This is a genomic window from Pseudarthrobacter sp. NPDC058329 (assembly GCF_042879835.1).
Lineage (GTDB): Bacteria > Actinomycetota > Actinomycetes > Actinomycetales > Micrococcaceae > Arthrobacter.
On the sequence record NZ_JBHVZR010000001.1, the window covers coordinates 836,810 to 863,216 of the forward strand.

Sequence of the window (26,407 nt, forward strand, 5' to 3'; positions counted from 1 at the left end):
CATGACCAATCCATCTGCAGCCGGCGCCAGCCCCCAGGGCATTAAACTGGGGGTCGACGTCGGCACTGTCCGGGTAGGCGTGGCCATCTGCGACCGCGACTCGATCCTGGCCACGCCGTACAAGACCCTGGACCGCAACGCCAGGAAAAACTCGGACGTCCGGGTCATTGCAAACCTGGTGCAGGAACTGGGGGCGGTGCAGGTTTTTGTGGGCCTGCCCCGGACCATGAGGGGCGAAGAGCACGCGTCCGCGAGGATGGCCACGGAGTACGCGGAGCTGCTCGCTGCAGAGCTGTCGGCACGGTCTTTGGCCGTGCCGGTGAACCTGGTGGATGAGCGCCTCAGCAGCGTTACAGCCCACCGCAACCTGCATGAAGCTGGCATGAGCAGCCGGAATCACCGTAAAGTAGTTGATCAGGTCGCCGCCGCAGGCATCCTTCAGCACGCCCTCGACATGCAGAAAGCCAGGGGAGCGGATGTGGGCCGACGCGTGACCGCGCCCTCCCCTTCCGTGGAACCGGGGTTCAGCGAAGTGGAAGAAACCGTCCACGCCACCCCGGACACGGACCAATCTTCAAATGATGGAAGGCAACAGTGAGTCCTGCCAATATTGACGACGCCTCCGGCCCCTTGGACGCCGGGGCAGCGAGGCCGCCGCTGACCCGCAAGGAAATCCGGGCCCGCGAAAAGACCTCCGACACCGGACTCCAGGGCGCCGTGCCCGAGCAGGCCTACGAAACGGGACACGACGTTCCGCCGCCGCCCTCCGCGCCGCCAACCGCCGCATCGCCTGTTCCGCCGGTGCCGGAAGAGCAGGTTGTTCCGGCCGCCCCGCAGGGTCCGCCGTCCATCCAGCACGTTCACGAGCCGCAGTCCACAGGGCAGCAGCCGGAAAACGAGGCGTACACCGACGTGCAGCACGTTGACGTGCATCATGAGGATGAGCGCCGTCCCGATGTGCAGCATGCCGGGATTCACCATGACGGCGTTCACCACGGGGACGCTGAGGATTCCCACCCCGGGCCCGCCCTCGCCGGGCACCCCCACGCCGCCTATGTGAACTACGACGACGATGCCCGCTACACCGAGGGGCACCACTACCAGGAGGACGTGCACGACGACGCCCTCCATCACGGGGAACACTATGACCAGGGGCATTACGAGGATGAGCACGACGACGCCGGGCACCACGGGTTCCTGCCTGCTGCGGCAACGCCCGTAGTGGCCAAACCGTCCAAGAAGGTCCGCAGGCGCCGGAGGTTGCTGGCGTTGTCCCTCACCCTTGCCGTTTTTGTTACTGCTGTCGCCGTCGGTGCGCAGTTCCTGAAGCCGTTGCTTGGCAACGACAAGCCCAGCGACTACCCGGGCCCGGGTTCGGGCGAGGTTCTGGTAACGGTCGAGAACGGGGAAGGAACCCGTTCTGTGGCCAGCAAGCTGGAGGGCGAACGCGTAGTAGCGAACTCCGACACCTTCCTCCAGGAGTTCACCGCGTCCGGCGGGGTACTGGCCCCGGGCGACTACACCTTCAAGACGGAAATGAAGAACTCCGACGCCGTCAACGTCCTGCTCGGCAAGGACCAGGCGAAGGTCATCTACTTCGCACTCAGCGCCGGCCTCCGCATTGGTGAGTCCCTGCAGGCGATTTCCGAAGGCTCCGGCGTGTCCATCCAGGACCTGCAGGCCCTCAGCAACCAGCCGGCCCAGTTCGGCCTTCCCGAAACGGCCAAGAACCTGGAAGGCTACCTCGCCCCGGGTGAACACCGTTACCCGCTGGGGACACCGGCAAAAGACATCCTCCAATCGCTGGTCACCACCACCGTTGACGAACTTGAGTCCCAGGGGATTACGGACCCGGCCAAGCAGTATGAGGCCGTCATTGTTGCCAGCATCGTGCAGGCCGAAGGGGGCCAGGCCGAGTACGGTGACGTGGCCGGGGCAATCTACAACCGGCTTAAGCCCAATGACCAGACCGGGGGCTTCCTGCAGGTGGACTCGGCTGTCACCTACGGCCTGGGAACCAAGAGCTACAACTTCACTGACGAACAGCGCCAGGACAAGTCGAACCCGTACAACACCTATGCGAATCCGGGCCTGCCCCCCGGGCCGATCGGTTCTCCGGGTAAGACAGCCATCGATGCTGCCGCCAAGCCCAAGTCCAACGACTTCCTTTACTGGGTGACCATCAACCTGGACACCAAGGAAACGAAGTTCTCCCGGACCCTGGCGGAACACAACAGCTACGTTGACCAGTACAACGCCTGGTGCATGGCAAACGTCGGCCGCTGCACATGAGCCTGCGGGCAGCCGTCCTGGGCCACCCCATCAGCCACTCGAAGTCGCCGGCACTGCATCACGCGGCGTACAGCCAGCTGGGCATCGGCATCAGCTACACGGCCATCGACGTCACCGAAGAATTGCTGCCCTCACTGATGCGGCAGCTCCGGGACCAGCCGGGCTGGCGCGGCCTCTCGGTCACCATGCCCCTCAAGACCGCCATGGTCAGGGAAGTGGACGAAGTCCGCGGCGTGGCCCGGACCCTGGGGGTAGTGAACACCGTGGCCTTTGAGGAGCACGGGAACGGCTTTCGGGCCATCGGATTCAACACAGACGTCAGGGGAATCGTCAACGCGGTACGCCATGCGGGGGGACGGACGCCCGCGGCGCCCGTTATCCTCGGTGGTGGCGGGACGGCGGGGGCTGCCGTTGCAGCCCTGGCAGAACTCGGGGCCGGTTCCGCTCTGCTCTTCGTCCGCGACACCTCCCGTACCGACGAAGTCCGGGCCGCGGCAGAACGCCTTGGCTTCTCCCTGGACATCCGGCCCATGGTGGAGGCCGCGGCGCCAACTGCCGCTGCCGACGTCGTGATCTCGACCCTGCCACCACGCGCTGCGGACGGGCTGGCTGCCGACATCGCCGCGCTCAAAGCTTCAACGCCCGGCGTTCTGCTGGACGTGGCCTACGATCCCTGGCCCAGCCTGATCGCCTCTGTATGGCAGTCCGGCGGCGGCGCGGTGGTTCCCGGCCTTGAAATGCTGCTGTACCAGGCCGTGGAACAGGTGCGCCTGTTCAGCCGGCTCGAAAAGGAAGTTAACGCATCCGTCATAGATGTGATGTGTGACGCAGTCGGCCTTCCCCGACGGGCGTTGTAACCGCCATACGTGGCAGGATGGAAAATATGTTGCGTTGGTTGACTGCCGGTGAATCCCATGGTCCGGCCCTGATGGGAATTATTGAAGGCGTCCCCGCCGGTGTCGAAATCACCAGCGGGCACATCGCCGATTCACTGGCCCGCCGCCGCCTGGGCTATGGCCGCGGCGCACGCATGAAGTTCGAACAGGATGTCGTGTCCATCCTCGGCGGAGTCCGGCACGGACTCACCCAGGGCGGTCCCGTGGCCATCCAGGTGGGTAATACTGAATGGCCCAAATGGGAGCAGATCATGTCTGCCGATCCCGTTGACGCCGAACTGCTTGCCGACCAGGCCCGCAATGCACCCCTGACGCGTCCGCGCCCCGGCCATGCCGATTTCACCGGCATGCAGAAGTACGGCTTCGACGAAGCCCGCCCCGTTCTTGAACGCGCCAGTGCCCGCGAGACTGCCACAAGGGTGGCCATGGGCACCGTCGCCGCGCAGTTCCTGAAGCACCTGGGCATCGAACTGGTCAGCCACACGGTCTCCATCGCAACCGTCACGGTGCCCGAAGGGCGCCCGCTGCCTGTTCCCACAGACGTGCTGGCCTTGGACTCTGATCCGTTGCGCTGCTTTGACCGGGAAACCTCGAACGCCATGGTGGCCGAAGTGGATGCCGCGCACAAGGAAGGCGAGACCCTCGGAGGCGTGGTTGAAGTACTTGCCTACGGGCTCCCGCCGGGACTCGGCAGCTACGTCCACTGGGACCGCCGGCTGGACTCCCGGCTCGCCGCGGCCCTGATGGGCATCCAGGCGATCAAGGGCGTGGAGGTGGGCGACGGCTTCCTCACTGCCGCACGCCGCGGCTCGGCCGCCCATGACGAAATCGTCAGGGACGCCGACGGCCGCATTGTCCGCACCAGCAACCGGGCCGGCGGCATTGAAGGGGGCATGAGCATCGGTGACGTCCTGCGCGTCCGCGCGGCCATGAAGCCCATAGCCACGGTGCCCCGCGCGCTGAAGACTATCGACGTCAGCACCGGAGAAGCCGCGAAGGCACACCACCAGCGGTCCGACGTCTGTGCCGTCCCGGCCGCCGGCGTGGTGGCAGAAGCCATGGTGGCCCTGGTCCTGGCCGAAGCGGTAACCGAAAAGTTCGGCGGTGATTCCGTGGCGGAGACCGCACGAAACATCAAGGGTTACCTGGACAGCATCCCGGCTTCCCTGGACTCGATCGGCCAGTAAGTGCCCCACAGCAACAAAACCCCGCCCATGGGCTGTCCGGTGGTTCTCATCGGGCCCATGGCCGTAGGCAAATCCGCAATCGGGCTGCAGTTGGCCCACCAGCTCGGTGCCCCGTTCGTGGACACCGACGCCGTCATTGTGGCAGCCCACGGATCCATCTCGGACATCTTCGCCGGCCGCGGCGAACACGCATTCCGTGAAATAGAGGCGCGGACGGTGGCGGACGTGGTCGAGGCAGCGGAAGGCACGGCCACAGTCATCTCCCTGGGCGGCGGTGCAGTTCTTGATTCCGGAACCCAGCAGCTCATCAGCCGGTGCACCGTGGTGTACCTGGAATGCGACGCCAGCACCGTTGCGGGCCGCATTGCCCGGAATTCGGGGCGGCCGCTGCTGGCGGGAGACGCGATGGGCCGCTGGACGGCCATGTTCGCCACCCGCAAGCCCGTCTATGAACGGCTGGCAGACATAACCCTGGACGTGCGCCACGGCTCGGTTTCCGAGCTGGGACGCCGGCTGGAAGCAGCACTGCGGGACTACGCAGCTGCCAAACAGGAAGTTGAAAAGTGAGCGCCGAATCAACAGTCATCAAGGTCACGGGCGAATCCGCCGGTAACAACTACGACGTCGTGGTGGGACGGGGGCTGCTGGGGGACCTTCCCGGCCTGCTCGGTGAGCGCGTCCGGCGGGTCCTGGTAATCCACCCGCGTGCCCTGCGGCTCACCGGCGACACCGTCCGCGACGAGCTCGCGGCAGCAGGTTTCACCTCCCTCACTGCCGAAATTCCCGACGCCGAAGAAGGCAAGCACATCCAGGTGGCAGCCTTCTGCTGGCAGGTCCTCGGGCAGAACGACTTCACCCGCTCGGACGCCATTGTGGCCGTCGGGGGAGGCGCCGTCACCGACCTCGCCGGTTTCGTCGCCGCCACCTGGCTGCGCGGCATCAAGGTCATCCACATGCCCACCAGCCTTCTGGGCATGGTGGACGCCTCAGTGGGCGGCAAGACCGGCATCAACACCGCCGAAGGCAAGAACCTGGTGGGCGCGTTCCATCCGCCCGCGGCCGTGCTGGCGGACCTGGACACGCTGAACACCCTGCCAAGAAACGAGATCATCTCCGGAATGGCAGAGGTCATCAAGTGCGGCTTCATCGCAGATCCCGCCATCCTCGACCTCATCGAGAAGGACCCGGAAGGGGTAGTGGACCCGCAGTCCGCCGTCCTCCGGGAACTCATTGAACGTGCCATCGCGGTCAAGGCAAGGGTTGTCTCCGAAGACCTCAAGGAATCCGGGCTCCGCGAAATCCTGAACTACGGACATACGCTTGGCCACGCCATCGAATTGGTGGAACGCTACTCCTGGCGCCACGGCGCGGCCGTGTCCGTGGGCATGATGTTTGCCGCCGAACTCGCCCGGAGCGTTGGCAGGCTCAGCGACGCAGACGCCGACCGTCACCGCACCATCCTCGATGGACTGGGACTCCCCGTTACCTACCGCAGGGACCGGTGGCAGGGCCTGCTGGACGGCATGCGCCGCGATAAAAAATCCCGTGGCGACCTGCTGCGCTTTGTTGTCCTCGACGGAGTGGCCAAGCCCGGAATCCTTGACGTCCCGGACACCTCGCTGCTGTTCGCCGCCTACCAGGAAATCGCCTCCTGATGCAGGGCGACATGGAAGGCACAGCTGACTGGCCGGAGGCCGGGTTCCCCGGAATCCGCATCAACCCCGAAACCCTGCTCCCGCAAATCGTGAACGAGGACGCCTGCAGGGAAGCGCTGGCGGTCTCCGCCGACCCCGCAGACCACATTTTTGTCCTCCTGGTTGAAGGGCATGCCGCCGAAGCGGCTGAGCTGCTGGCCGAAGCGCGGTTCAGGGATCCGGAATCCTTTAGGCTGCGCGCGTTCGAGGCTGAAGTCCTCCGGGTCTCCAACCGCTCGGACCGTGCCGTGGAGCTGTTCCGCCAGCTGCTCGCTGAAGTGCAGGGGACGCCCCGCGAGGCGCTGGTGCTGCAGTTCCTGGGAAAGACCCAGTACGCCGCCGGGCAGACTTCGGCGGCAGTGGAATCCTTCGCCCGGGCCCTGGATCTTCGGGTTGCAGAGTCAGCTGACGCGTCGCTGATCTACTCATCAACGGTGGCCCTGCAGCGGGCGCGGGACGTCCTGGACCTGGCCTGCTGACGCCGTCCTCCGGGACCGGACAGAGGGCCATGCCGATTTACCGGTAGAATGGTTCTTGGATTTTTGACAAACACGCGCAGGCAGGCCGTTTCGGCAGGCCGGCCCGGCATACAACGTCTGACAACGCGACCAGACAAAGAAACCAGAGGAAACCAGTGGCAACCACTAACGACATCAAGAACGGAACGGTCCTGAAGCTCGAGGGCCAGCTCTGGAACATCATCGAATTCCAGCACGTCAAGCCGGGCAAGGGCGGCGCCTTCGTGCGTACGAAGATGCGCAACGTGATGTCCGGAAAGGTCGTGGACAAGACGTTCAACGCCGGCCTGAAGATCGAGACTGCTACCGTTGACCGCCGCGACTACCAGTACCTGTACCAGGACGGCGCGGACTTCGTGTTCATGGACACTTCGGACTACGACCAGATCACGGTTTCCGGGGCAACCGTTGGCGACGCCACCAACTTCATGCTTGAGAACCAGATGGTCAACATCGCCATCCACGAGGGCAACCCGCTGTACATTGAACTGCCGCCGAGCGTGGTCCTTGAGATCACCTACACCGAGCCGGGCCTGCAGGGCGACCGCTCGTCCGCCGGCACCAAGCCCGCAACCCTGGAAACCGGCTACGAGATCCAGGTTCCGCTGTTCATCGAGAACAACACCAAGGTCAAGGTTGACACCCGTGACGGCAGCTACCTCGGCCGGGTCACCGAGTAGTGAGCGCACGCGGTAAAGCCCGTAACAGGGCGCTGGATGTTCTTTTTGAAGCCGAGCAGCGCTCGGTTTCAGCGTTCGATGTACTCCGGGCACGCCGGGAGAAGACGGACCAGATCGTCAATCCCTACACCCTGGAAATCGTTGAGGGTGTGCTGTCCCAGCAGGCCGCCATCGATGAATTCCTCGAAACGTACTCACAGGGCTGGACCCTTGAGCGGATGCCCTCGGTGGACCGCATCATCCTGAGGATCGGCACCTGGGAGCTCCTGTACAACGACGACGTCCCGGACGGGGTGGCGGTGAGCGAAGCAGTGGCGCTGGCCAAGACGCTCTCCACCGACGAGTCGCCGCAGTTCATCAACGGCCTCCTAGGCCGGCTGCAGCAGTTGAAGCCTTCCCTGCTCGCTTAGCTGGCAGAAACGCAAAAAGGGCTGGCCTCCACCACGGTGGAGGCCAGCCCTTTCGCAGTTAAGCAGCCTGGTCAGCCGGCGACGGTGGCCCGCAGGGCCAGCACCCGCTGCAGCTGCCGGCGCTCCTCAGCCTGGTGCAGTTGCACGTCGCGGCCACTGAGGATGCGCTGCCGGGTGTTGGCCAGCTGCGTCGCCGCTTTCAGGAACTCCTTCATCTGCCGCTTTTTGCCGTAGCTGCCCGCCCAGTTCAGCGCGGTCCGGCGGCCGCCCAACGTGGCGAGGAGCTCCACCTCGGCAGGGGTAAACCAGCCGGCGGCGGAGTATTCGAGCAGGCGCTGTCGTGTCAGCCGCTTCTCCGCCACGCGCAGGAGGATGATGCCCGCTACGGCCAGGACGAAGATGGGAACCTGTACCAGGATGTAATCCAGCAGGAAGCCCTGGCCCATGCTGTTCCAGCGGTTGTGCAGGAACATGGCCGGGAGCAGCCCCACAAAGAAAGCGGCTACCGACGCCCCCGCGTGCCAGCGCCTGGCGGCGAAGCCCATTATCAGTCCGGTGGTGCCCGTGAAGATCGCATGGGCGAATGGGGACATCACGCCGCGGAGGAAAAACACCTGGGCGAAGTCGCCGGCCGGGTCCGCCGATTCCGCGATTGCCCGGCCGAAGTACAGGATGTTTTCGGTGAAGGCGAAGCCGCCAGCGATGGTGAACGCAAAGACCACCCCGTCCACGGGCCCGTCGAAGTGCTTCCGGGCCAGCAGGAGCAGCAGCAGCAGCCCCAGCGACTTGGCGAACTCCTCAACAATCGGTGCCTGCACCGTGGCCATGTAGGTCTGCAGGTCGGCTCCGTCGGATAACTGGAAGCCCAGCACAAAAAGCGGCTGGATGAGCAGGGTGACGGCGATGGACACCGCAGCGCCCCAAGTGAACGCGAAGTAGAGGAGCCGCTTTGGCTCGGGCTCCCACTTGTCGATGACGTACACCGCCAGGAGCACCACCGACAGGGGAATGAGCGAGGCCAGGAATCCCACCAGGAACCCGGCCGGGCCCGTGTTCGAGAGCAGGAACGGGACCACCAGGAAAAGGCTGAGGAAAGCCAGGGCACTGCCGCCGATGGTTAGTCCCAGCAACCCGCCGCTGCGGGTCCGGCCCGCCTTGACCACCGTCCCCTGCAACTGCGGCGGCACCACGGTAGCCACGGGGCGGCCCTGGTGCCCGGGCGCAGAACGGTAGTTCTCCGGCTGTACGTGCCCCATCCAGCTCGGGTTGGCATCGCGGGGGAGCGGTGTGCCCGCTCCACGAAGCGGATCTTCGGGTGGTCCGGACGCAGGGTAGCGGGGATGCATCGACATACCCGAAAGCCTAGGTGGCTCCCGCCACACGTCCAATTAGTCCCCGCACGAGCCTCGGCGGTGTGACCATCAACGCGTCTTCCCGGCACGGGTCCCGCCGGGCCCGTGTGGTAATTTTGGAGCGCACATAATCCTTTTTTAATTCCGTCCTGTGAGGCGGGGAAAGGGGAGACGAGCGTTGACTTCTGTCACCAGCGCACCGGTTCCAGCCAGGGTAGTCCTTAGCCAGGCGGACATAGACCGGGCCCTCACTCGTATCGCCCATGAGATCCTCGAAGCCAACAAAGGTTCCCGGGACCTCGTCCTGCTCGGCATTCCCCGCCGCGGCTATCCCCTGGCCGTCAGGCTTGCCGGGAAGATTGCCGCCGCAGATCCCACCGTGGACGCCGCGGCGATTGTCGGCCAGCTGGACGTCACTATGTTCAGGGACGACCTTTCGCACCAGGGCACGCGCCCGCCATACCCCACCAAGCTCCCGCGCACGGGCATCGATAACAAGGTGGTTGTCCTCATTGATGACGTCCTGTACTCGGGACGCACCATCCGTGCCGCCCTCGACGCCCTTGTGGACCTGGGCCGGCCCCGTATCGTCCGGCTCGCCGTGCTGATCGACCGCGGCCACCGTGAGTTGCCCATCCGCGCAGACCACGTAGGCAAGAACCTGCCCACGTCATCTGCCGAGAAGGTTCGGGTCCGGCTCGAGGAAACCGACACCGCCCCCGGCGGCACCCCCGTCAACGAAGTTGTGATCGAGGGCCGCTCGTGAAGCACCTGCTCTCCACTGAAGACCTCAGCCTGGCCAACGCCATCCGCATCCTCGACACCGCCGAGGAAATGGCTGCCGTGGGGGACCGCGAGGTCAAGAAGCTGCCCGCCCTCCGCGGGCGCACCGTGGTCAACCTCTTCTTCGAGGATTCCACCCGCACCCGCATCTCCTTTGAAGCTGCCGCCAAACGCCTGTCCGCGGACGTCATCAACTTCGCCGCCAAGGGCTCCTCAGTCTCCAAGGGGGAGTCCCTCAAAGACACCGCCCAGACGCTGTCCGCGATGGGAGCGGACGCCGTGGTGATCCGGCACTGGGCCTCAGGTGCACCGCACCGGCTGGCTGCCACGGACTGGATCGACGCCGCCGTCATCAACGCCGGTGACGGCACCCACGAACACCCCACGCAGGCACTGCTGGACGCGTTCACCATGCGCCGGCACTGGGCACGCCTGTCCGGAACCGGCTCCGAGGGCGCAGACCTCAAAGGAATGCGCGTGGCCATCGCCGGCGACGTCCTCCATTCACGCGTCGCCCGCTCCAACGTCTGGCTGCTGCGTACGCTCGGTGCCGACGTCACCCTCGTGGCGCCGCCCACCCTGCTGCCCATCGGCGTCGAAAAGTGGCCCTGCAAGGTCAGCTACAACATGGACGAGACCATCGCGCAGGGCGTTGACGCCGTGATGATGCTCCGCGTCCAGGGCGAACGCATGAACGCCTCCTTCTTCCCCAGCACCCGGGAATACTCCCGAAGGTGGGGCTTCGACGACAACCGGCTGCGGGCGCTGGACACCCTGGGCATGAAGGACACCATCATCATGCACCCGGGCCCCATGAACCGGGGCCTGGAAATTTCCGCTGCCGCCGCCGATTCCCCCCGCTCCACCGTCCTGGCCCAGGTGCGCAACGGCGTGTCCGTGCGCATGGCCGCCCTTTACCTGCTGCTCTCCGGGGACACCCGCGAACCAGCCGCCACCCCCGCCCTGGCGTACACCGGCACCCAATCCACCAAGGAGAGCAACTGATGTCAGCCAACACCGGAACCTATCTGATCCGCGGGGCCTCGATCCTGGGCGGCGGACCGGCCGACCTGCTGATCCGCGACGGAGTCATCGCCGAAACCGGAACCGGCCTTACCGCCGAAGGTTCAGCTGAAGGCGCCATCGTCATCGACGCCGCCGGCCTGGTGGCGCTGCCCGGCATGGTGGACGTGCACACGCACCTCCGCGAGCCCGGCCGCGAGGACGCGGAAACAGTTGAAACCGGGACGCGCGCCGCTGCCTTGGGCGGGTACACCGCCGTCCACGCCATGGCCAACAGCACGCCGGTTGCCGATACCGCCGGAGTGGTGGAGCAGGTGTACAGCCTGGGCCGGAAGGCCGGCTGGGTGGACGTGCGCCCCGTAGGTGCTGTGACAGTGGGGCTGGCCGGCGAGCAGCTCGCGGAGCTCGGCGCCATGGCGGACTCCCGGGCGAGGGTGCGGATGTTCTCCGACGACGGCATCTGCGTCCACGATCCCGTCCTCATGCGAAGGGCGCTGGAATACGTCAAGGCGTTCGACGGCGTGGTGGCCCAGCACGCGCAGGAACCCCGGCTGACCGCCGGCGCCCAGATGAACGAGGGCGAAGTCTCAGCCGTGCTTGGACTCGCAGGGTGGCCCGCCGTGGCCGAGGAAAGCATCATCGCCCGCGACGTGCTGCTGGCCCAGCACGTCGGTTCCCGCCTGCACGTCTGCCACGTCTCCACGGCAGGCTCGGTGGAGATCATCCGCTGGGCCAAGGAGCGCGGCATCAACGTCACCGCAGAGGTCACCCCGCACCACCTGCTGCTCACCGATGACCTCGTCCGCAGCTACGATCCCGTGTACAAGGTCAACCCGCCGCTGCGTACCGACGCTGATGTCCAGGCCCTGCGTGCGGGCCTCGCGGACGGCACCATCGACGTCGTAGGTACTGACCATGCGCCGCACCCCAGCGAACACAAGGAATGCGAGTGGGCGCAGGCGGCCATGGGCATGACCGGACTGGAAACTGCGCTGTCCGTGGTGCAGCACACCATGATCGAAACCGGCCTGTTCACCTGGGCAGACTTTGCACGCGTGACCTCCGCGGCCGCCGCCAGGATCGGCCGCCTCGAAGACCAGGGCCGTCCGCTGGAGGCAGGGGAGCCCGCCAACGTCATCCTGGTGGACCCGGCCGCGCGCTGGACAGTCGAGCCTTCGAAGATGGCAACGATGGGCCGGAACTCCCCGTTCAAGGGCATGGAACTGCCCGGCAAGGTTGTGGCTACGTTCTTCAAGGGACACCCCACTGTCCTCGACGGTGAACTCAACACCCCGTACCCGCACGCCGCTTCGGTGGGCGCAGCCTGATGGATACCCAGCTGCTTTCGCTGGTCATTACGCTGGCGCTCATCGCCGCAGCGTTCGGCCTCATCTGGGTTGGCTGGCGGAACCGCCTAAAGCGCCAGGCCGACGTCGAGCAGCTTCCTGTGGTGCCCGCGGCGCCGGGGGAGCCGCTCACCACCGCCGAGGGGCAGTACGTCGCGTCCACCACCGGCGGTGACTGGCTGGACCGGATCGCGGTGCACGGGCTCGGAATCCGGACCAATGCCACGCTGGCGGCGTACCCGCACGGTGTCCTCATTGACCGCGCCGGAGCGCCGGCGCTGTACGTTCCCGCCGCGTCCCTCACCGGGGTGCGTCTGGACAGCGGCATGGCCGGCAAATTTGTAGAGAAGGACGGCCTGCTGGTGCTGTCGTGGACGCACGGCAGCCACGAGCTGGACACCGGTTTCCGGACCCGCCGCGCAGAGGACAGGAACGTCCTGTTCGCAGCACTTCAGGAATTGATTTCTTCGGCCCCCGCGGCTGACGCCAATAGTGGAAAGTAAGACAGTGACAACAAATACAGCAGTAACAGCCCCAGTTTCCGCTCCGGTATCAGTTCCCGCTGCGCTGGTCCTCGAAGACGGCCGCATCTTCCGCGGAAGCAGCTACGGAGCCACCGGAACCGCATTGGGCGAGGCAGTCTTTGCCACCGGCATGACCGGCTACCAGGAAACCATCACGGACCCTTCCTACGCCCGCCAGCTGGTGGTGCAGACCGCCCCCCACATCGGCAACACCGGCGTAAACAATGACGACGCCGAGTCGCGCCGCATCTGGGTGGCCGGCTACGTAGTCCGCGACGCCGCCCGCCGCCCGTCCAACTGGCGCTCCGAGCGTTCGCTGGACGAGGAACTGGTGGAGCACGGCATCGTAGGCATCCAGGGTGTGGACACCCGCGCGATCACCCGCCACCTGCGCGAACACAAGACCATGCGCGCCGGTATCTTCTCCGGTGACGCCGCGCAGGCCACGGACAAGGAACTGGTGGACACCGTGTTGGCCAGCGCCCCGATGGAAGGTGCACGGCTGGCCGAGGAAGTCAGCGTTGACGAGGCATACGTCGTTGAACCCGGAGACCACGGCTGGGACGGCGAACCGCGCTTCAGCATCGCCGCCGTCGACCTCGGCATCAAAGCCATGACCCCCGTCCGGTTTGCCGAGCGCGGCGTCCGCGTCCACGTGCTCCCGGCCACCGCCACCCTGGAGGACGTTAAGGCCGTCAACCCTGACGGCTTCTTTATGTCCAACGGCCCCGGTGACCCCGCCACGGCCGACGCCCAGGTCACGCTGCTCCGCTCCGTGCTGGACGAGAAACTGCCCTACTTTGGTATCTGCTTCGGCAACCAGATCCTGGGACGCGCGCTTGGCTTCGGCACGTACAAACTGCGCTACGGCCACCGCGGCATCAACCAGCCCGTGATGGACCGCCGCACCGGCAAGGTGGAGATCACCTCCCAGAACCACGGCTTCGCGGTGGATGCTCCGCTCGACGGCGCCACCCAGGCCCCCGAGGAACGGTACGGCCGCGTCGAGGTCAGCCACGTCAGCCTGAACGATGACGTGGTGGAAGGCCTCGCCTGCCTGGACATCCCCGCCTTCTCCGTGCAGTACCACCCCGAGGCAGCAGCCGGCCCGCACGACGCCGCCTATCTGTTCGACCGCTTCATCGACCTGATGGAAGGGACCCGGGACGGCAGGACCGCCAACCTGTCAAAGGACCCGGTGGACTCTGCGCATCCCGCGAACGCGGAGAACGCAGTCGCGGACCACAAAAACGACAACAAGACTGAGGACAAGAAGTAATGCCGAAACGTACAGATCTCAAGAGCGTCCTCGTCATTGGTTCGGGCCCGATCGTCATCGGCCAGGCCGCCGAATTCGACTACTCCGGCACCCAGGCGCTGCGTGTCCTCAAGGAGGAGGGCCTGCGGGTCATCCTGGTCAACTCCAACCCGGCCACCATCATGACCGACCCCGAGTTTGCCGATGCCACCTACATCGAACCCATCACCCCGGAGGTGGTGGAGAAGATCATCGCCAAGGAACGCCCGGACGCCGTGCTGCCCACCCTGGGCGGTCAGACCGCGCTGAACACGGCCATCGCGCTGGACAAGAACGGTGTGCTCGAGAAGTACAACGTAGAGCTCATCGGCGCCAACATCGCCGCGATCGAACTCGGCGAGGACCGCGAAAAGTTCAAGGGCGTGGTGGAGCGCTGCGGCGCCGAATCCGCGCGCAGCCACATCATCCACAGCATGGACGAAGCACTGAAGGCCGCGGACGACCTGGGCTACCCCATGGTGGTCCGGCCCTCCTTCACCATGGGCGGCCTGGGCTCGGGCCTTGCCTACAACGAGGATGACCTCCGCCGCATCGTGGGCCAGGGCCTGCAGTACAGCCCCACCAGCGAGGTGCTCCTCGAAGAGAGCATCCTCGGCTGGAAGGAATACGAGCTCGAGATGATGCGGGACAAGAACGACAACGTCGTTGTGGTCTGCTCCATCGAAAACTTCGACCCCGTAGGCGTCCACACCGGTGACTCCATCACAGTGGCACCGGCCCTCACCCTGACGGACCGCGAATACCAGCGGCTGCGCGACATCTCCATCGCCGTGATCCGCGAAGTGGGCGTGGACACCGGCGGCTGCAACATCCAGTTCGCCATCGACCCGGCCACCGGCCGCGTGGTGGTCATCGAGATGAACCCCCGTGTGTCCCGCTCCTCGGCGCTGGCCTCCAAGGCCACCGGCTTCGCCATCGCCAAGATCGCCACCAAGCTCTCCCTGGGCTACACGCTGGACGAGATCCCCAACGACATCACCCAGAAGACCCCCGCGTCCTTCGAACCGACGCTGGACTACGTTGTGGTGAAGGTACCGCGCTTCGCCTTCGAGAAGTTCCCGGCAGCGGACAACACCCTAACCACCACCATGAAGTCGGTGGGCGAGGCCATGGCCATGGGCCGCAACTTCACCGAGGCGCTGCAGAAGGCGCTGCGGTCGCTCGAGCAGAAGGGCTCCCAGCTGGACTTCAGCTCCGTCCCGGAATGGGAAGTCGCTGAGCTCATCGAAAAGGCAAAGCGCCCCACGACGGACCGGCTGCACCAGGTCCAGCGCGCCCTGCTGGGCGGCGCCAGCGTGGAGGACCTCTTCGAGGCCACCAAGATCGACCCCTGGTTCCTGGACCAGCTCCAGCTGCTTAACGAGATCTCCCGCGAAATCCGCCAGGCCGGGGCATTGACGGCGGACATGCTGCAGCGCGCCAAGCGGCACGGTTTCTCCGACGAGCAGATCGGAGCGCTCACGCACAACTCCGAAGCAGTGGTCCGCGGTGTCCGCCAGGCGCTGGGCATCCGTCCCGTCTACAAAACCGTGGACACCTGCGCCGCGGAATTTGCCGCCTACACCCCGTACCACTACTCGGCCTACGACGAGGAGGACGAGGTTGCGCTGCACTCCAAGCCGTCCATCCTGATCCTCGGCTCCGGGCCCAACCGCATCGGCCAGGGCATCGAGTTCGACTACTCCTGCGTCCACGCCTCCATGGCGCTGCGCAAGGCCGGCTACGAGACGGTGATGGTCAACTGCAACCCGGAAACGGTGTCCACGGACTACGACGTCTCCACCCGCCTGTACTTTGAGCCGCTGACGCTCGAGGACGTGCTGGAGGTCATCGCGGCCGAGGAACGCACCGGCGGAGTGATGGGCGTCTTCGTCCAGCTCGGCGGCCAGACCCCCCTCAAGCTTGCCCAGCAGCTGGCGGACGCGGGCGTGCCCATCCTTGGCACCTCCCCGGAAGCCATTGACCTCGCCGAGCACCGCGGTGCGTTCTCGCGGGTCCTGGACAAAGCCGGCCTGATCTCCCCGAAGAACGGCACCGCCGTGTCCTTCGAGGACGCCAAGAAGATCGCCGACGAGATCGGCTACCCCGTCCTGGTCCGGCCGTCCTACGTGCTCGGCGGCCGCGGCATGGAGATCGTCTACGACGAGCCCAACCTGTCCCGCTACATCGCCAACGCCACGGAAATCACCCCGGACCACCCGGTGCTGATCGACCGCTTCCTGGAGGACGCCGTCGAAATCGACGTCGACGCCCTCTTCGACGGCACGGACATGTACCTCGGTGGCATCATGGAGCACATCGAGGAAGCCGGCATCCACTCCGGCGACTCGGCGTGCGTCCTGCCGCCCATCACCCTGGGCACCAACGTCCTGGAGCGGGTGCGGACGGCAACCCGGGCCATCGCCGAAGGCGTGGGTGTCCGCGGCCTGATCAACATCCAGTTCGCCTTGGCCTCGGACGTGCTGTACGTCCTCGAAGCGAACCCGCGCGCCTCCCGCACCGTACCGTTCGTGTCCAAGGCCACCGGCGTGCAGATGGCCAAGGCTGCGGCCCTGATCGGCACTGGCGTCACCATCAACCAGTTGCGCAGCGCCTACAAGATGCTGCCCGAGGTGGGCGACGGCTCAACACTTCCCCTGGACGCCCCGGTGTCCGTCAAGGAGGCTGTCCTGCCGTTCAGCCGCTTCCGCACCGTGGAGGGCAAGGTGGTTGACTCCCTGCTCGGACCGGAAATGCGCTCCACCGGCGAAGTCATGGGCATTGACAAGCACTTCGACACCGCGTTTGCCAAAAGCCAGGCAGCGGCCAACAACGCGCTGCCCACCGAAGGCAAGATCTTCGTCTCCGTGGCAAACCGCGACAAGCGTTCTGTGATCATGGGCGTCAAGCGGCTCTCCGACCTCGGCTTTGAAATCGTCTCCACCGGCGGCACCGCCGATGTCCTGCGCCGCAACGGCATCCAGGCCACCCCGGTCCGCAAGGTGGCGGAAGGCAGCAGCGCCGAAGGTGAAGGCACCATCGCCGACCTCGTGATCGCAGGGGAGATCGATATGGTCTTCAATACCCCCTCGGGCGGCGAAGCCCGCAGCGACGGCTACGAACTCCGTGCCGCAGCCACGTCCATCGGCATCCCCTGCATCACCACGGTGGCCGAGTTCAACGCCGCCGTCCAGGCGATCGAGGCCATGCGCACCTACGAATGGTCCGTCACCAGCCTGCAGGAGCACGCCGCAGCCCTTGCCGAGTCCCAGAAGGCGGCCCTGCAGCATGCCTGAGCAGGTAGCAGGCGCCGGCCGGGAGTCCTTTGGCTCCCGGCTCGGCGCCGCCATGGCCGCCCGCGGCCCCTTGTGCGTGGGCATTGACCCGCATCCGTCCCTGCTGGCCGGCTGGGGGTTGAACGACGACGTCGAGGGCCTGCGCGCGTTCTCCCTGACAGTCCTCGAGGCAGTCGCCTCCCTCGCTGCCGCGGTGAAGCCGCAGGTGGCGCTTTACGAGCGCCACGGCTCCGCCGGGATGGCTGTGCTGGAGGAACTTCTTGCCGTAGCCCGTGACGAGGGCGTGCTCACCATTGCCGATGCGAAGCGCGGGGACATCGGCTCCACCATGGCGGCCTACGCCGACGCCTGGCTCCGTGACGGTTCGCCGCTGGCCGCTGACTCGGTGACGCTGAGCCCCTACCTTGGCTTCGAGTCGCTGCGTCCGGCCCTTGACCTGGCAGCCGACACGGGACGTGGCGTCTTTGTCCTTGCCCTGACGTCCAATCCCGAAGGACCCTCGGTACAGCACGTCGGGGGAGCGGACTCGGTGGCGCGCCGGATCGCCCTGGCAGCCGGAGGGGAAAACCGCCGCTACCCGGGGGAACTCGGCTCAGTGGGCCTCGTGGTGGGTGCAACCGTGGGCTCCGCCCTCTCGGACCTCGATATGGACCTCGCCGCCATGCGCGGGCCGATCCTGGCGCCGGGCCTGGGAGCGCAGGGTGCCACGCCGGCCCACCTGCGTGCCACTTTCGGTGGCGCCTATCCGCAGGTGCTGGGAACGTCCAGCCGGGACATCCTTTCTGCAGGCCCGCAGCCGCGGGCTTTGCGGGAGGCCGCCCAGCGGACGCTTGACGGGTTGCGGGGCGAATAGCTGCCGTTTCGCTCCGATGCATTGATTCGGGCAGCACAGAAGGGTAGTTTCAGGACATGTCCAACGGCGGCCGCCCTTGGACGTAACCACCCAGATCCGGGGGTGTCCCACGATGGTGCTGAAACCCTTATCCGCGTCGGAACGAACTGAGGCCTTGAACAAGGCGGCAGCAGCCAGGGCAACCCGGGCGGCTGCCAAGGAAAGCCTCAAGAACGGCGCCAAATCCGCGGCCGACATCATCAAATCGGCCACGGAGGATGAAGCCATGGCGCGGATGAAGGTTTCGGAGCTGCTGGAGGCGCTGCCGGGCGTTGGCAAAGTACGGGCCGCCGCCATCATGAAGCAACTGGGCATTGCGGCCTCCCGCAGGCTCCGCGGCCTGGGCGTCCACCAGCGCCGGGCGCTGGTAGATTTTATAGACGAAAACTAGCGCGGATACCTCCCCGCTATCCCCGAACTCCGGCACAAAGGAATACGTGACTAAAAAACCTGGACTGACAGTCCTCGCTGGTCCGACGGCTGTTGGCAAAGGCACCGTGTCCACCTTCATCCGGGACAACTACCCCGAGGTTTGGCTTTCCGTATCAGCCACTACCCGGGCACCCCGGCCGGGCGAAGTTGACGGTGTCCACTACTTTTTCAAGGCCAAGGAGGACTTCGAGCGGCTTGTCGCCGAAGGTGAGTTCCTCGAGTGGGCAGTCGTGCACGGCCAGAACACCTACGGAACGCTGAAGAGCACCGTGAACCAGGCCATCGCCGAAGGCCGGTCGGTGTTGCTGGAGATCGACCTGCAGGGTGCGCGCCAGGTCAAGGCTGCTGTTCCTGACGCCCAGTTTGTCTTCCTCGCGCCGCCGAGCTGGGACGAAATGGTCCGCCGCCTCGTGGGCCGGGGCACGGAAACGCCCGAGGAACAGCAGCGCCGGCTGGAAACCGCTAAACTGGAGCTTGCTGCTGAACCGGAGTTCGACCATACCGTCATCAACGACGACGTTCGCCGGGCAGCGGACGAGCTTGTTTCACTCATGGGGCTGACCCCGCATCCGCACGGGACGCCGGAACGGTCAGCCCGCTAGAATTTTGGAGAATTCGTGTCCACGAACCTTGAAGGCATCATCAACCCGCCGATCGATTCGCTGCTCGAGGCAGCAGATTCCAAGTACGGCCTGGTGATCTTCGGTGCCAAGCGTGCTCGGCAGATCAACGCTTACTACGCCCAGCTGCACGAGGGCCTCTTCGAATACGTCGGCCCGCTGGTAGACACCAAGCTAAACGAAAAGTCGCTCTCGATCGCACTGCGCGAGATCAACGAAGGCAAACTGGTTTCCACGCCGATCGAAGCTGCAGAGTAATACCTGCCGCCTGACGTGCTGTTGACGGAGGTCACGTGCGCATAGTCCTCGGAGTCGGGGGAGGGATAGCCGCTTACAAAGTGGCATCGCTCCTCCGGCTTTTTACTGAAGCCGGCCATCACGTCACGGTGATTCCCACGGAGGCGGCAACCCGCTTTGTTGGCACTGCCACCTGGGAGGCGCTGTCCGGAAATCCGGTCAGCAACAGCATTTTCGACGACGTCCACCAAGTCAACCACGTCCGCCTCGGCCACGAAGCCGACCTTGTGGTCGTCGCCCCGGCTACGGCGGACCTGCTGGCCAAGGCAGCCACCGGCCAGGCCGGGGACCTCCTCACCAACACCCTGCTGATGGCTCACGGCCCGGTGCTGTTCGCCCCGGCCATGCACACCGAGATGTGGCAGCATGCCGCCACCCAGGCCAATGTGGAAACGCTGCGGGGCCGCGGGGTGGCCGTCCTTGAGCCGGCCACCGGCCGGCTGACCGGATCTGATTCCGGTCCGGGGAGGCTGCCTGAGCCTGAGGTGATTTTCGACGCCGCCATGGCCCTGGTCCAGGGCGGGTCCGACTACCAGCTGCCGCTGGCCGGACGGACCGTCACCATCAGCGCCGGCGGAACCCGCGAACCCCTGGACCCGGTGCGGTTCCTGGGGAACCGCTCCTCGGGCAAGCAGGGAGTCGCCCTTGCCGTCGCCGCACGGAATGCCGGGGCGACGGTCCGCCTGCTCGCAGCGCACATGGAAGTCCCCGCGCCGGCGGGCGTCGAAGTGGTGCCCGTGGAGACCGCCCTGCAGCTCAGGGAGGCCGCGCTGGCAGCCGCGGCCGATTCCGACGTCGTGATTATGTCCGCGGCGGTGGCTGACTTCCGCCCCGCGGAGGTCTCCGACACCAAGATCAAAAAGCGCGATGACAGCGCAGACCCCGTCATCACGCTGGTCCGCAACCCGGACATCCTGCACGAACTGGTGGAACTCCGGAACGGCGCCGGCCACGGGAAGCGGCAGCAGCTGATCGTTGGCTTCGCTGCTGAAACCGGCGACAGCCACGGCGACGTCCTGGCCTACGCCGAAGCAAAGCTGGAGCGCAAAGGGTGCGATCTGCTGGTGGTCAACCACGTGGGCGCGGACAAGGTCTTCGGCCAGGACACCAACTCCGTGGTCATCCTCTCCCGGAACGGTTCCGAGCCACAGGAGGCGGCCGGAACCAAAACGGACGTTTCGACGGCCATCATCAGCCGGATCGGCTTTGAACTGAATCACGTTTCGCCACGAGCCTGAAGTGTTCCCGGCCACGTTTGCTTAGCACGGGGACATCTCGCGGCGGGCAGACAGATCCCAACCAGTAAGGTAGTTGAGTGACTTTACCGCTGCACCTTCCCCAGTCCCACGCGGCCACGCCCTCCGCGCTCCGGCTCTTCACCTCCGAGTCGGTCACCGAAGGCCACCCGGACAAGATCTGCGACCAGATCAGTGACGCCATCCTTGACGCCCTGCTGGACAAGGACCCGGAATCCCGCGTCGCTGTGGAGACCATGGCCACCACCGGCCTGGTCCACGTGGCCGGTGAGGTCACCACAGACGCCTACGTCGAAATCCCGCAGATCGTGCGCGAGACCATCCTGGGCATCGGCTACGACTCCTCAGCCAACGGATTCGACGGCGCCCGCTGCGGCGTTTCTGTGTCCATCGGCCAGCAGTCCAACGACATCGCCGGAGGAGTCTTCAACTCCCTTGAGGCCCGTGAAGGACGCCAGGAGGACGACTACGACCTCCAGGGCGCCGGGGATCAGGGCCTGATGTTCGGCTACGCCAGTGACGAGACTCCCTCCTACATGCCAACGCCGATCTGGCTGGCGCACCGCCTTTCCGAGCGCCTCACCGAAGTCCGGAAGTCAGGGGAGCTGTCATACCTTCGCCCTGACGGCAAGACCCAGGTGACCGTTGGTTATGACAAGGACCGGCCGGTCTCTGTCGAGACCGTGGTCATCTCCAGCCAGCATGCCGAAGGCGCAAGCCTGGAACAGCTCCGCGCGGACCTCGCCGCCGTCGTCATCGAGCCGGTGCTGGCTGCCGCCAACCTGGACATCTCCCGTGCTGCGAACATCCTGAACCCGGCCGGTGAATTTGTTATCGGCGGCCCTGTCGGAGATGCAGGCCTCACCGGGCGGAAAATCATTGTTGATACTTACGGCGGCATGGCACGCCACGGGGGTGGCGCCTTCTCCGGCAAGGACCCGTCCAAGGTGGACCGCTCCGCCGCCTACGCAATGCGCTGGGTTGCCAAGAACGTTGTTGCCGCCGGCTTGGCCAAGCGTGCAGAAATCCAGATCGCCTACGCCATCGGCCAGGCACGGCCCGTGGGCACCTACGTTGAGACGTTCGGAACTGAAACCGTTGACCCGGCCAGGATCAGCGCTGCCATCGCCGAAATCTTTGACCTGCGTCCCCGCGCCATCATCGACGCCCTGGACCTGAAGCGGCCCATCTACGCCAAGACCGCCGCGCACGGCCACTTCGGCCGCGACGATCCGGACTTCACCTGGGAGCGCCTGGACCGCGTGGATGACCTGAAGGCGTTCTTCAACGCCTGACCGGCCGGCACCCGGCTCCGGCGGAAATGCCGGTACGGCTGGAATGTCGGTGCCGGGTGGTTTACTGGCCAGGTTCACCCGGTGATGCTGAATGGAGGTAGCCAACGTGGTTGCTGACAATTCCGCACAGCCGTTTCTGGATCTGCCGGCGCCGGTGCAGCCGTCCCTGTTGCAGGGCTTTCCTTCCCGGAAGCAGCACACCGGCCCGCAGTTCGCTGCCCACCTCCCGGTGGCCAGGGTGCTCGTGGAATCCTCGCTGCCCCACCTGGACCGGCCATTCGACTACGGTGTGCCCGCCGCCCTCGATGAAGATGCCCGGCCCGGCGTCAGGGTGAAGGTCAAGTTCAACGGCCAGGACCTCAGCGGGTTCATCATGGAACGGGTGGCGGAGTCCGACGCCGGTCACACGCTGTTGCCCCTCGCGAAAATTGTTTCCCCGGTTGCCGTCCTGACGCCGGAGATCCGCGACCTGGTCACCGCTGTCGCGGCCCGGTACGCGGGAACCGTCAGCGACGTCCTTCGGGTTGCGGTTCCCCCGCGGGTTGCCCGGCTGGAGAAGACCTACCCTGATTCCGGGGAATCGCCGGCGGATGGGACGGGAGAACCCGCTGGAGCCGTGACGGGGCCTTGGGGGGACAGCGCCTGGACCATCTACCGGACAGGCCCCGCGTTCCTGCGCCATTTGAACGAAGGGGCCTCGCCACGGGCGGTGTTGAGTCCCCTTCAGGGTCATGGCTCCGCCGGTTGGCCGCAACTTTTGGCCGAGGCCATAGCCGCTGCTTACGCTTCCGGCCGGGGAACCGTTGTGGTGGTGCCGGACAACCGGGACCTGGACCGGCTTGAAGAGGCGGTGGGGGCTTTGGTTCCGGACCACGCCGTAGCCCGCCTCACGGCGGATGACGGGCCCACACCGCGCTACCGGAATTTCCTGCGGCTCCTGGCCGGAACAGCACGCGTGGCCATTGGTACCCGGTCCGCTGCCTACGCGCCCGTTGCGGACCTGGGCCTCGTGGTCTGCTGGGACGACGGCGACGACCTCCATATCGAGCAGCGTGCGCCTTATGCCCACGCCCGCGAAGTCCTGCTCCTGCGCGCGGAACAGGCAGGGGCTGCCTGCCTTCTGGCCGGGCACGCCCGCAGTACCGAAGTCCAGCGGCTTGTCGAGACGGGCTGGGCCCTGCCTGTCGACGCCGATCGCACGCTGGTCCGCCGCACCGTCCCGCGCGTGGTGAATACGGCGGACAGCTTCGAGCAGGAGCGTGATCCGCTGGCCGGCATCGCCCGCCTTCCGGGAGCCGCGTGGCGGGCGGCCAAAGAGGGCCTTGAGCGGGGGCCGGTTTTAGTACAGGTGGCCCGGGCCGGCTACGCGCCGTCACTGGTGTGTGACACCTGCCGCGAGCCGGCACGGTGTGGTGCCTGCCAGGGTCCTTTGGCGGTAGCAGGGGCCAGCGGCGCGTCCGCCCTTCCCCAATGCCGGTGGTGCTCCACTCCTGCCCCGGACTGGCACTGCACGCACTGCAGCAGCCGGAAGCTCCGCAGGGGCGCAACGGGCGTGATCCGGACTGCCGAGGAGCTGGGCCGGGCGTTTCCCGGTAAGACCGTTATCATGTCCTCGGGCGACCAGGTCAAGGCCCGCGTCACGGGCGGCAAGGCCCTGGTGGTGGCCACCGTGGGAGCGGAGCCAGTAGCAGAAGGGGGATATGCCGCCGCCTTGCTGCTGGACGGTGATTCCCTGCTGCGTCGGGAGACGCTGCGGGCGGGCGAGGACACGGTGCGGCGCTGGTTCAACGCCGCGTCCCTGGTCCGGCCTGCCGCTGAGGGAGGCCTCGTGGTGATTACCGCAGCGGACACCGTCGCGGTGGGTGCGCTGCTGAGATGGGATCCTGCAGGTTATGCCCAGCGTGAGCTTTCGTTGCGTGCGGAGCTGCAGCTTCCGCCTGCGGTGCGCGTTGCCTCGGTCACCGGCCCCCGGGCCGCCGTCGAGCATTTCTCAGGTGCAGTGGCAGCGCAGCTGGAGCAATCCGGGGTCCGCCTCCGTACGGCGGGCCCTGCGCCTGTCATCCTCAGCGGCCCGCCGTCCACCCGCCGGTCGGCAGAAGATGTGCGGACCCTCCTGTTTTTCCCCTACGCCCAGGCCGCCGCGGCCACCCGCGTCCTCCGCGCAACGCGGGCGGCGACCGCCGCCAAACGAAGTGCTGAACCGGTCCAGCTGCGGCTGGACGGCGTGGACGTGCTGTAGCGGATCCTGCCTGCTGCCGGGATGCATCCAGTCGGCGCGCAACTGCCGCTACCGGCCGCGGCGCGGGTTCGATTCCCCGCGGCGCGCGGCGACGATGTCATGGGCCACCTCCACCAGCTGGCGGGCCGACTCATCCCAGGTGAACTCCCCGGCGCGGGCAACAGAGCGCCGCGAGGTTTCCTCCCATCGGTCCGGGTCCTGCAGCTTCTTTACTGCGTCCGCAAACTGCCCGGGCGACGCCGGATCAACGTAACTGGCCGCGTCGCCGCCCACTTCCCGGAAAATGGGGATGTCGCTGGCGATGACCGGCGTGCCCAGCGCCATGGCCTCCACCAGTGGCAGGCCGTACCCTTCCGCCCGCGAGAGGCTCACCAGCGCGGTGGCTGATTTCAGGAACGTGGCGTACTCGTCGTCGGTGACGCCGTTATGGAAGACCACACAAGCCCCGGGCGGGATGAGCTGCTCCAGTTCGGCGCGCCGCTGTGGGGTAATGCGGCTGAGCAGGTGAAGCGTGAAGCCGGGCAGCCCAGCCATGCCCGCCACCATGGTTTCAACATTTTTGTAGGGCATAAACGAGCCCATGTACACGAGGGAAGGCTCGGCACCGCCAGCCGCCACGCGGGGCTGCTGGGCCGGCTGCGGTGCGTTGCTGATGATCCGGACGGGCCGGCGCGTGAGCCGGTACTTGGCCATCAGGGCCTCCGTGGTCCGGCTGATGGTGGCCACGACGTCGGCCCTGTTGAGGAGGAGGCGCTGCGGCCAGTATGCCTTGTGGTAAAGCCGCCAGAGCAGCCGCACGGGGGCGGGCAGGAATCCCGGAGGTGCGGGGTGCTCGTAATAGATCAAATCGTGCAGGGTCAGGACCAGCCCGTACTTGCGGCCCCAGGTGCCCATGGTCTGCATCGGGCAAACCACCACATCCGCGCCCAGCGGATTGATTTTGCGGGCAACGAACAGTTCCGCGGGGGACAGGGGGCTGTTGATCAGCGTGTACGGCACGTCCGGCAGCAGGGCGAGCTGGCGGAGGTCGGAGATCAGCATGGAAACGTCGGCGATCCCGGAGGCCGCCGCGATCAGGCTGGCTCCATAGCGGCTGATGCCGTCGTGGTGGTCCGTCCTGGTGAAACGGGCGTCGATGACAATTTTCACGCGGGGTGGTCCTTCAGGAAGCTGCGGATGTATCGGGCGGCCGGCTCCGGCGTCTCGTAATGGATCAAATGGCCGACGCCCGGAATGACCTGGAGTTCGCCGTCGGGCAGCAGCGCGGCGAGCCGGTGCTGGTCCGGCAGCATGGCGATTTCGTCCTTCTCGCCGGCGATCAGCAGGACCGGAAGGGCCAGGCGGCCTGCCACCTCGGCCACGTGGCTGCTGACGGAGGCGGTGAACGACTCGAGGAGGCTGTCCCGGCTGGCGAACGCACTGAAGTACGCGTGATGCTGGCCGTGGATGAAGCGCCGGAGGTTTTGGTCGCCCGTCTTGGCCATGGTTTCGCTCATCACCCGGACAATCGCCGGGCTGCGCAGCAGGGCCAGCCCCAGCGGCCGGGGCAGGCGGGCGGCCAGCCGGTAGTACAGCACCGCCAGCCTGGTCATCACGCCTTTGGGACCTTCCAAGGCAGGCGCGGGGATGGGATTGATGAGGATCAGGGGATTCACGGCGCCGGGATGGACGGCCACGAAATGGGCGGCAATGATGGACCCGAACGAGTGGCCCAGCAGGACGGTATCAGGGCCCAGGTTGAGGGCCGCCATGAACTCCGTGATGAACGTTCCGTAGCCAGGAACGGTGTGCCCACCGGGCCCGAAAGCGTCTGAGCTGCCGAAGCCGGGGAGGTCCGGCATGATGATGCGCATCTCCGGAAGGTGGTCGGCCACCCGAAGGAGGCCGTGGTGGTCTCCACGGAACCCGTGGATCACCAGGATGGTCCGGGTTTCCGGGGTTGCCTGCACGGGCTCGTAGGTCCAGAATGCCACCTTCCCCCCGGCGAGCTGTATCGAAGAGGCCCGGGTGCGTCCCGCGAGGTCCGGGCTGAAGAAGGCAGGCGCGGGGGTCTGCCCCTGGGAGGTGGTTTTCATGAG

The 26,407-nt window shown here is 66.2% G+C and carries 25 protein-coding genes; 22 read left to right on the forward strand and 3 right to left on the reverse strand.

The features are described from left to right. Position 1: 1 nt before the first annotated feature. The 9 genes from ruvX to nusB all read left to right on the forward strand — a co-directional run bounded on the left by ruvX (position 2) and on the right by nusB (position 7,677). Positions 2–598 (forward strand): Holliday junction resolvase RuvX, encoded by a 597-nt coding sequence (gene ruvX, locus ACFVYC_RS04000; protein ID WP_387546826.1) that lies wholly within the window; start codon positions 2–4, stop codon positions 596–598. After that, on the forward strand, positions 595–2,292 hold the full coding sequence (mltG, locus tag ACFVYC_RS04005) for an endolytic transglycosylase MltG (protein ID WP_387546829.1): 1,698 nt from the start codon (positions 595–597) through the stop codon (positions 2,290–2,292). The genes ruvX and mltG overlap by 4 nt, the downstream gene beginning before the upstream one ends. After that, on the forward strand, positions 2,289–3,149 hold the full coding sequence (locus ACFVYC_RS04010; RefSeq protein ID WP_387546832.1) for a shikimate dehydrogenase: 861 nt from the start codon (positions 2,289–2,291) through the stop codon (positions 3,147–3,149). The genes mltG and ACFVYC_RS04010 overlap by 4 nt, the downstream gene beginning before the upstream one ends. A gap of 26 nt (positions 3,150–3,175) precedes the next feature. Next, a complete protein-coding gene (gene aroC, locus ACFVYC_RS04015; protein ID WP_387546834.1) occupies positions 3,176–4,375 on the forward strand; it encodes a chorismate synthase in 1,200 nt (399 codons plus the stop codon). A gap of 57 nt (positions 4,376–4,432) precedes the next feature. Next, positions 4,433–4,942 (forward strand): shikimate kinase, encoded by a 510-nt coding sequence (locus ACFVYC_RS04020; protein WP_387546837.1) that lies wholly within the window; start codon positions 4,433–4,435, stop codon positions 4,940–4,942. Continuing rightward, a complete protein-coding gene (gene aroB / locus ACFVYC_RS04025) occupies positions 4,939–6,030 on the forward strand; it encodes a 3-dehydroquinate synthase (RefSeq protein ID WP_387546840.1) in 1,092 nt (363 codons plus the stop codon). The genes ACFVYC_RS04020 and aroB overlap by 4 nt, the downstream gene beginning before the upstream one ends. Further along, a complete protein-coding gene (locus ACFVYC_RS04030; protein ID WP_387546843.1) occupies positions 6,030–6,548 on the forward strand; it encodes a tetratricopeptide repeat protein in 519 nt (172 codons plus the stop codon). Before aroB ends, ACFVYC_RS04030 begins: the two co-directional genes overlap by 1 nt. Positions 6,549–6,703: 155 nt before the next feature. Beyond that, positions 6,704–7,267 (forward strand): elongation factor P, encoded by a 564-nt coding sequence (gene efp / locus ACFVYC_RS04035; RefSeq protein WP_066276200.1) that lies wholly within the window; start codon positions 6,704–6,706, stop codon positions 7,265–7,267. Next, a complete protein-coding gene (gene nusB, locus ACFVYC_RS04040; protein ID WP_387546847.1) occupies positions 7,267–7,677 on the forward strand; it encodes a transcription antitermination factor NusB in 411 nt (136 codons plus the stop codon). The genes efp and nusB overlap by 1 nt, the downstream gene beginning before the upstream one ends. 71 nt (positions 7,678–7,748) lie before the next feature. On the opposite strand, the gene ACFVYC_RS04045 is transcribed toward nusB, so the two are convergent. Further along, positions 7,749–9,029: a PrsW family intramembrane metalloprotease gene (locus ACFVYC_RS04045; RefSeq protein ID WP_387546850.1), complete on the reverse strand. Its 1,281-nt coding sequence runs from the start codon at positions 9,027–9,029 to the stop codon at positions 7,749–7,751. Positions 9,030–9,207: 178 nt separating this feature from the next. Between ACFVYC_RS04045 and pyrR the strand changes: the two genes are divergently transcribed. The 13 genes from pyrR (at position 9,208) to ACFVYC_RS04110 (ending at position 24,329) form a co-directional block, all read left to right on the forward strand. Continuing rightward, positions 9,208–9,795, forward strand: a complete 588-nt coding sequence (gene pyrR / locus ACFVYC_RS04050) for a bifunctional pyr operon transcriptional regulator/uracil phosphoribosyltransferase PyrR (protein ID WP_387546853.1) — start codon at positions 9,208–9,210, stop codon at positions 9,793–9,795. Continuing rightward, positions 9,792–10,817 carry an aspartate carbamoyltransferase catalytic subunit gene (locus ACFVYC_RS04055; protein ID WP_387546856.1) on the forward strand — a complete coding sequence of 342 codons (1,026 nt, stop codon included), beginning with the start codon at positions 9,792–9,794 and terminating at the stop codon, positions 10,815–10,817. Before pyrR ends, ACFVYC_RS04055 begins: the two co-directional genes overlap by 4 nt. After that, entirely contained in the window at positions 10,817–12,163 is a 1,347-nt protein-coding gene (locus ACFVYC_RS04060; protein WP_387546858.1) for a dihydroorotase, read from the forward strand. The genes ACFVYC_RS04055 and ACFVYC_RS04060 overlap by 1 nt, the downstream gene beginning before the upstream one ends. After that, a complete protein-coding gene (locus ACFVYC_RS04065; protein ID WP_387546861.1) occupies positions 12,163–12,684 on the forward strand; it encodes a hypothetical protein in 522 nt (173 codons plus the stop codon). Before ACFVYC_RS04060 ends, ACFVYC_RS04065 begins: the two co-directional genes overlap by 1 nt. Before the next feature lie 4 nt (positions 12,685–12,688). Continuing rightward, entirely contained in the window at positions 12,689–13,984 is a 1,296-nt protein-coding gene (gene carA / locus ACFVYC_RS04070) for a glutamine-hydrolyzing carbamoyl-phosphate synthase small subunit (protein ID WP_387546863.1), read from the forward strand. Continuing rightward, positions 13,984–17,298: a carbamoyl-phosphate synthase large subunit gene (gene carB / locus ACFVYC_RS04075; RefSeq protein ID WP_387546865.1), complete on the forward strand. Its 3,315-nt coding sequence runs from the start codon at positions 13,984–13,986 to the stop codon at positions 17,296–17,298. Before carA ends, carB begins: the two co-directional genes overlap by 1 nt. Beyond that, positions 17,291–18,151 carry an orotidine-5'-phosphate decarboxylase gene (pyrF, locus tag ACFVYC_RS04080; protein WP_387546867.1) on the forward strand — a complete coding sequence of 287 codons (861 nt, stop codon included), beginning with the start codon at positions 17,291–17,293 and terminating at the stop codon, positions 18,149–18,151. Before carB ends, pyrF begins: the two co-directional genes overlap by 8 nt. A 112-nt stretch (positions 18,152–18,263) precedes the next feature. Continuing rightward, positions 18,264–18,581 (forward strand): integration host factor, actinobacterial type, encoded by a 318-nt coding sequence (gene mihF / locus ACFVYC_RS04085; RefSeq protein WP_387546870.1) that lies wholly within the window; start codon positions 18,264–18,266, stop codon positions 18,579–18,581. Between the two features lie 46 nt (positions 18,582–18,627). Next, on the forward strand, positions 18,628–19,224 hold the full coding sequence (gmk, locus tag ACFVYC_RS04090) for a guanylate kinase (protein WP_387546872.1): 597 nt from the start codon (positions 18,628–18,630) through the stop codon (positions 19,222–19,224). 15 nt (positions 19,225–19,239) lie between these two features. Next, on the forward strand, positions 19,240–19,500 hold the full coding sequence (gene rpoZ / locus ACFVYC_RS04095) for a DNA-directed RNA polymerase subunit omega (RefSeq protein ID WP_003800778.1): 261 nt from the start codon (positions 19,240–19,242) through the stop codon (positions 19,498–19,500). 35 nt (positions 19,501–19,535) lie between these two features. Next, the gene (gene coaBC / locus ACFVYC_RS04100; RefSeq protein ID WP_387546874.1) at positions 19,536–20,777 is read left to right on the forward strand and encodes a bifunctional phosphopantothenoylcysteine decarboxylase/phosphopantothenate--cysteine ligase CoaBC; all 1,242 of its coding nucleotides are present in this window, start codon (positions 19,536–19,538) and stop codon (positions 20,775–20,777) included. Positions 20,778–20,854: 77 nt separating this feature from the next. Further along, positions 20,855–22,090 (forward strand): methionine adenosyltransferase, encoded by a 1,236-nt coding sequence (metK, locus tag ACFVYC_RS04105; protein ID WP_387546877.1) that lies wholly within the window; start codon positions 20,855–20,857, stop codon positions 22,088–22,090. Between the two features lie 91 nt (positions 22,091–22,181). After that, positions 22,182–24,329, forward strand: coding sequence for a primosomal protein N' (locus tag ACFVYC_RS04110; RefSeq protein WP_387546880.1), 2,148 nt, complete (start codon positions 22,182–22,184; stop codon positions 24,327–24,329). Positions 24,330–24,377: 48 nt separating this feature from the next. Here ACFVYC_RS04110 and ACFVYC_RS04115 read toward each other — a convergent pair whose 3' ends face one another. After that, positions 24,378–25,478 carry a glycosyltransferase family 4 protein gene (locus ACFVYC_RS04115; protein ID WP_387546883.1) on the reverse strand — a complete coding sequence of 367 codons (1,101 nt, stop codon included), beginning with the start codon at positions 25,476–25,478 and terminating at the stop codon, positions 24,378–24,380. Then, on the reverse strand, positions 25,475–26,404 hold the full coding sequence (locus tag ACFVYC_RS04120; RefSeq protein WP_387546886.1) for an alpha/beta fold hydrolase: 930 nt from the start codon (positions 26,402–26,404) through the stop codon (positions 25,475–25,477). Before ACFVYC_RS04120 ends, ACFVYC_RS04115 begins: the two co-directional genes overlap by 4 nt. Positions 26,405–26,407 lie beyond the last annotated feature (3 nt).

What these genes read in the sequence shown, in the direction of transcription:
- ruvX (WP_387546826.1), top strand. Translation starts at nt 2, where the DNA reads ATGACCAATCCATCTGCAGCCGGCGCCAGCCCCCAGGGCATTAAACTG.
- ACFVYC_RS04010 (WP_387546832.1), top strand. Translation starts at nt 2,289, where the DNA reads ATGAGCCTGCGGGCAGCCGTCCTGGGCCACCCCATCAGCCACTCGAAG.
- aroC (WP_387546834.1), top strand. Translation starts at nt 3,176, where the DNA reads ATGTTGCGTTGGTTGACTGCCGGTGAATCCCATGGTCCGGCCCTGATG.
- ACFVYC_RS04020 (WP_387546837.1), top strand. Translation starts at nt 4,433, where the DNA reads ATGGCCGTAGGCAAATCCGCAATCGGGCTGCAGTTGGCCCACCAGCTC.
- ACFVYC_RS04030 (WP_387546843.1), top strand. Translation starts at nt 6,030, where the DNA reads ATGCAGGGCGACATGGAAGGCACAGCTGACTGGCCGGAGGCCGGGTTC.
- ACFVYC_RS04045 (WP_387546850.1), bottom strand. Translation starts at nt 9,029, where the DNA reads ATGTCGATGCATCCCCGCTACCCTGCGTCCGGACCACCCGAAGATCCG.
- ACFVYC_RS04060 (WP_387546858.1), top strand. Translation starts at nt 10,817, where the DNA reads ATGTCAGCCAACACCGGAACCTATCTGATCCGCGGGGCCTCGATCCTG.
- ACFVYC_RS04065 (WP_387546861.1), top strand. Translation starts at nt 12,163, where the DNA reads ATGGATACCCAGCTGCTTTCGCTGGTCATTACGCTGGCGCTCATCGCC.
- carB (WP_387546865.1), top strand. Translation starts at nt 13,984, where the DNA reads ATGCCGAAACGTACAGATCTCAAGAGCGTCCTCGTCATTGGTTCGGGC.
- pyrF (WP_387546867.1), top strand. Translation starts at nt 17,291, where the DNA reads ATGCCTGAGCAGGTAGCAGGCGCCGGCCGGGAGTCCTTTGGCTCCCGG.
- mihF (WP_387546870.1), top strand. Translation starts at nt 18,264, where the DNA reads ATGGTGCTGAAACCCTTATCCGCGTCGGAACGAACTGAGGCCTTGAAC.
- ACFVYC_RS04110 (WP_387546880.1), top strand. Translation starts at nt 22,182, where the DNA reads ATGGAGGTAGCCAACGTGGTTGCTGACAATTCCGCACAGCCGTTTCTG.
- ACFVYC_RS04120 (WP_387546886.1), bottom strand. Translation starts at nt 26,404, where the DNA reads ATGAAAACCACCTCCCAGGGGCAGACCCCCGCGCCTGCCTTCTTCAGC.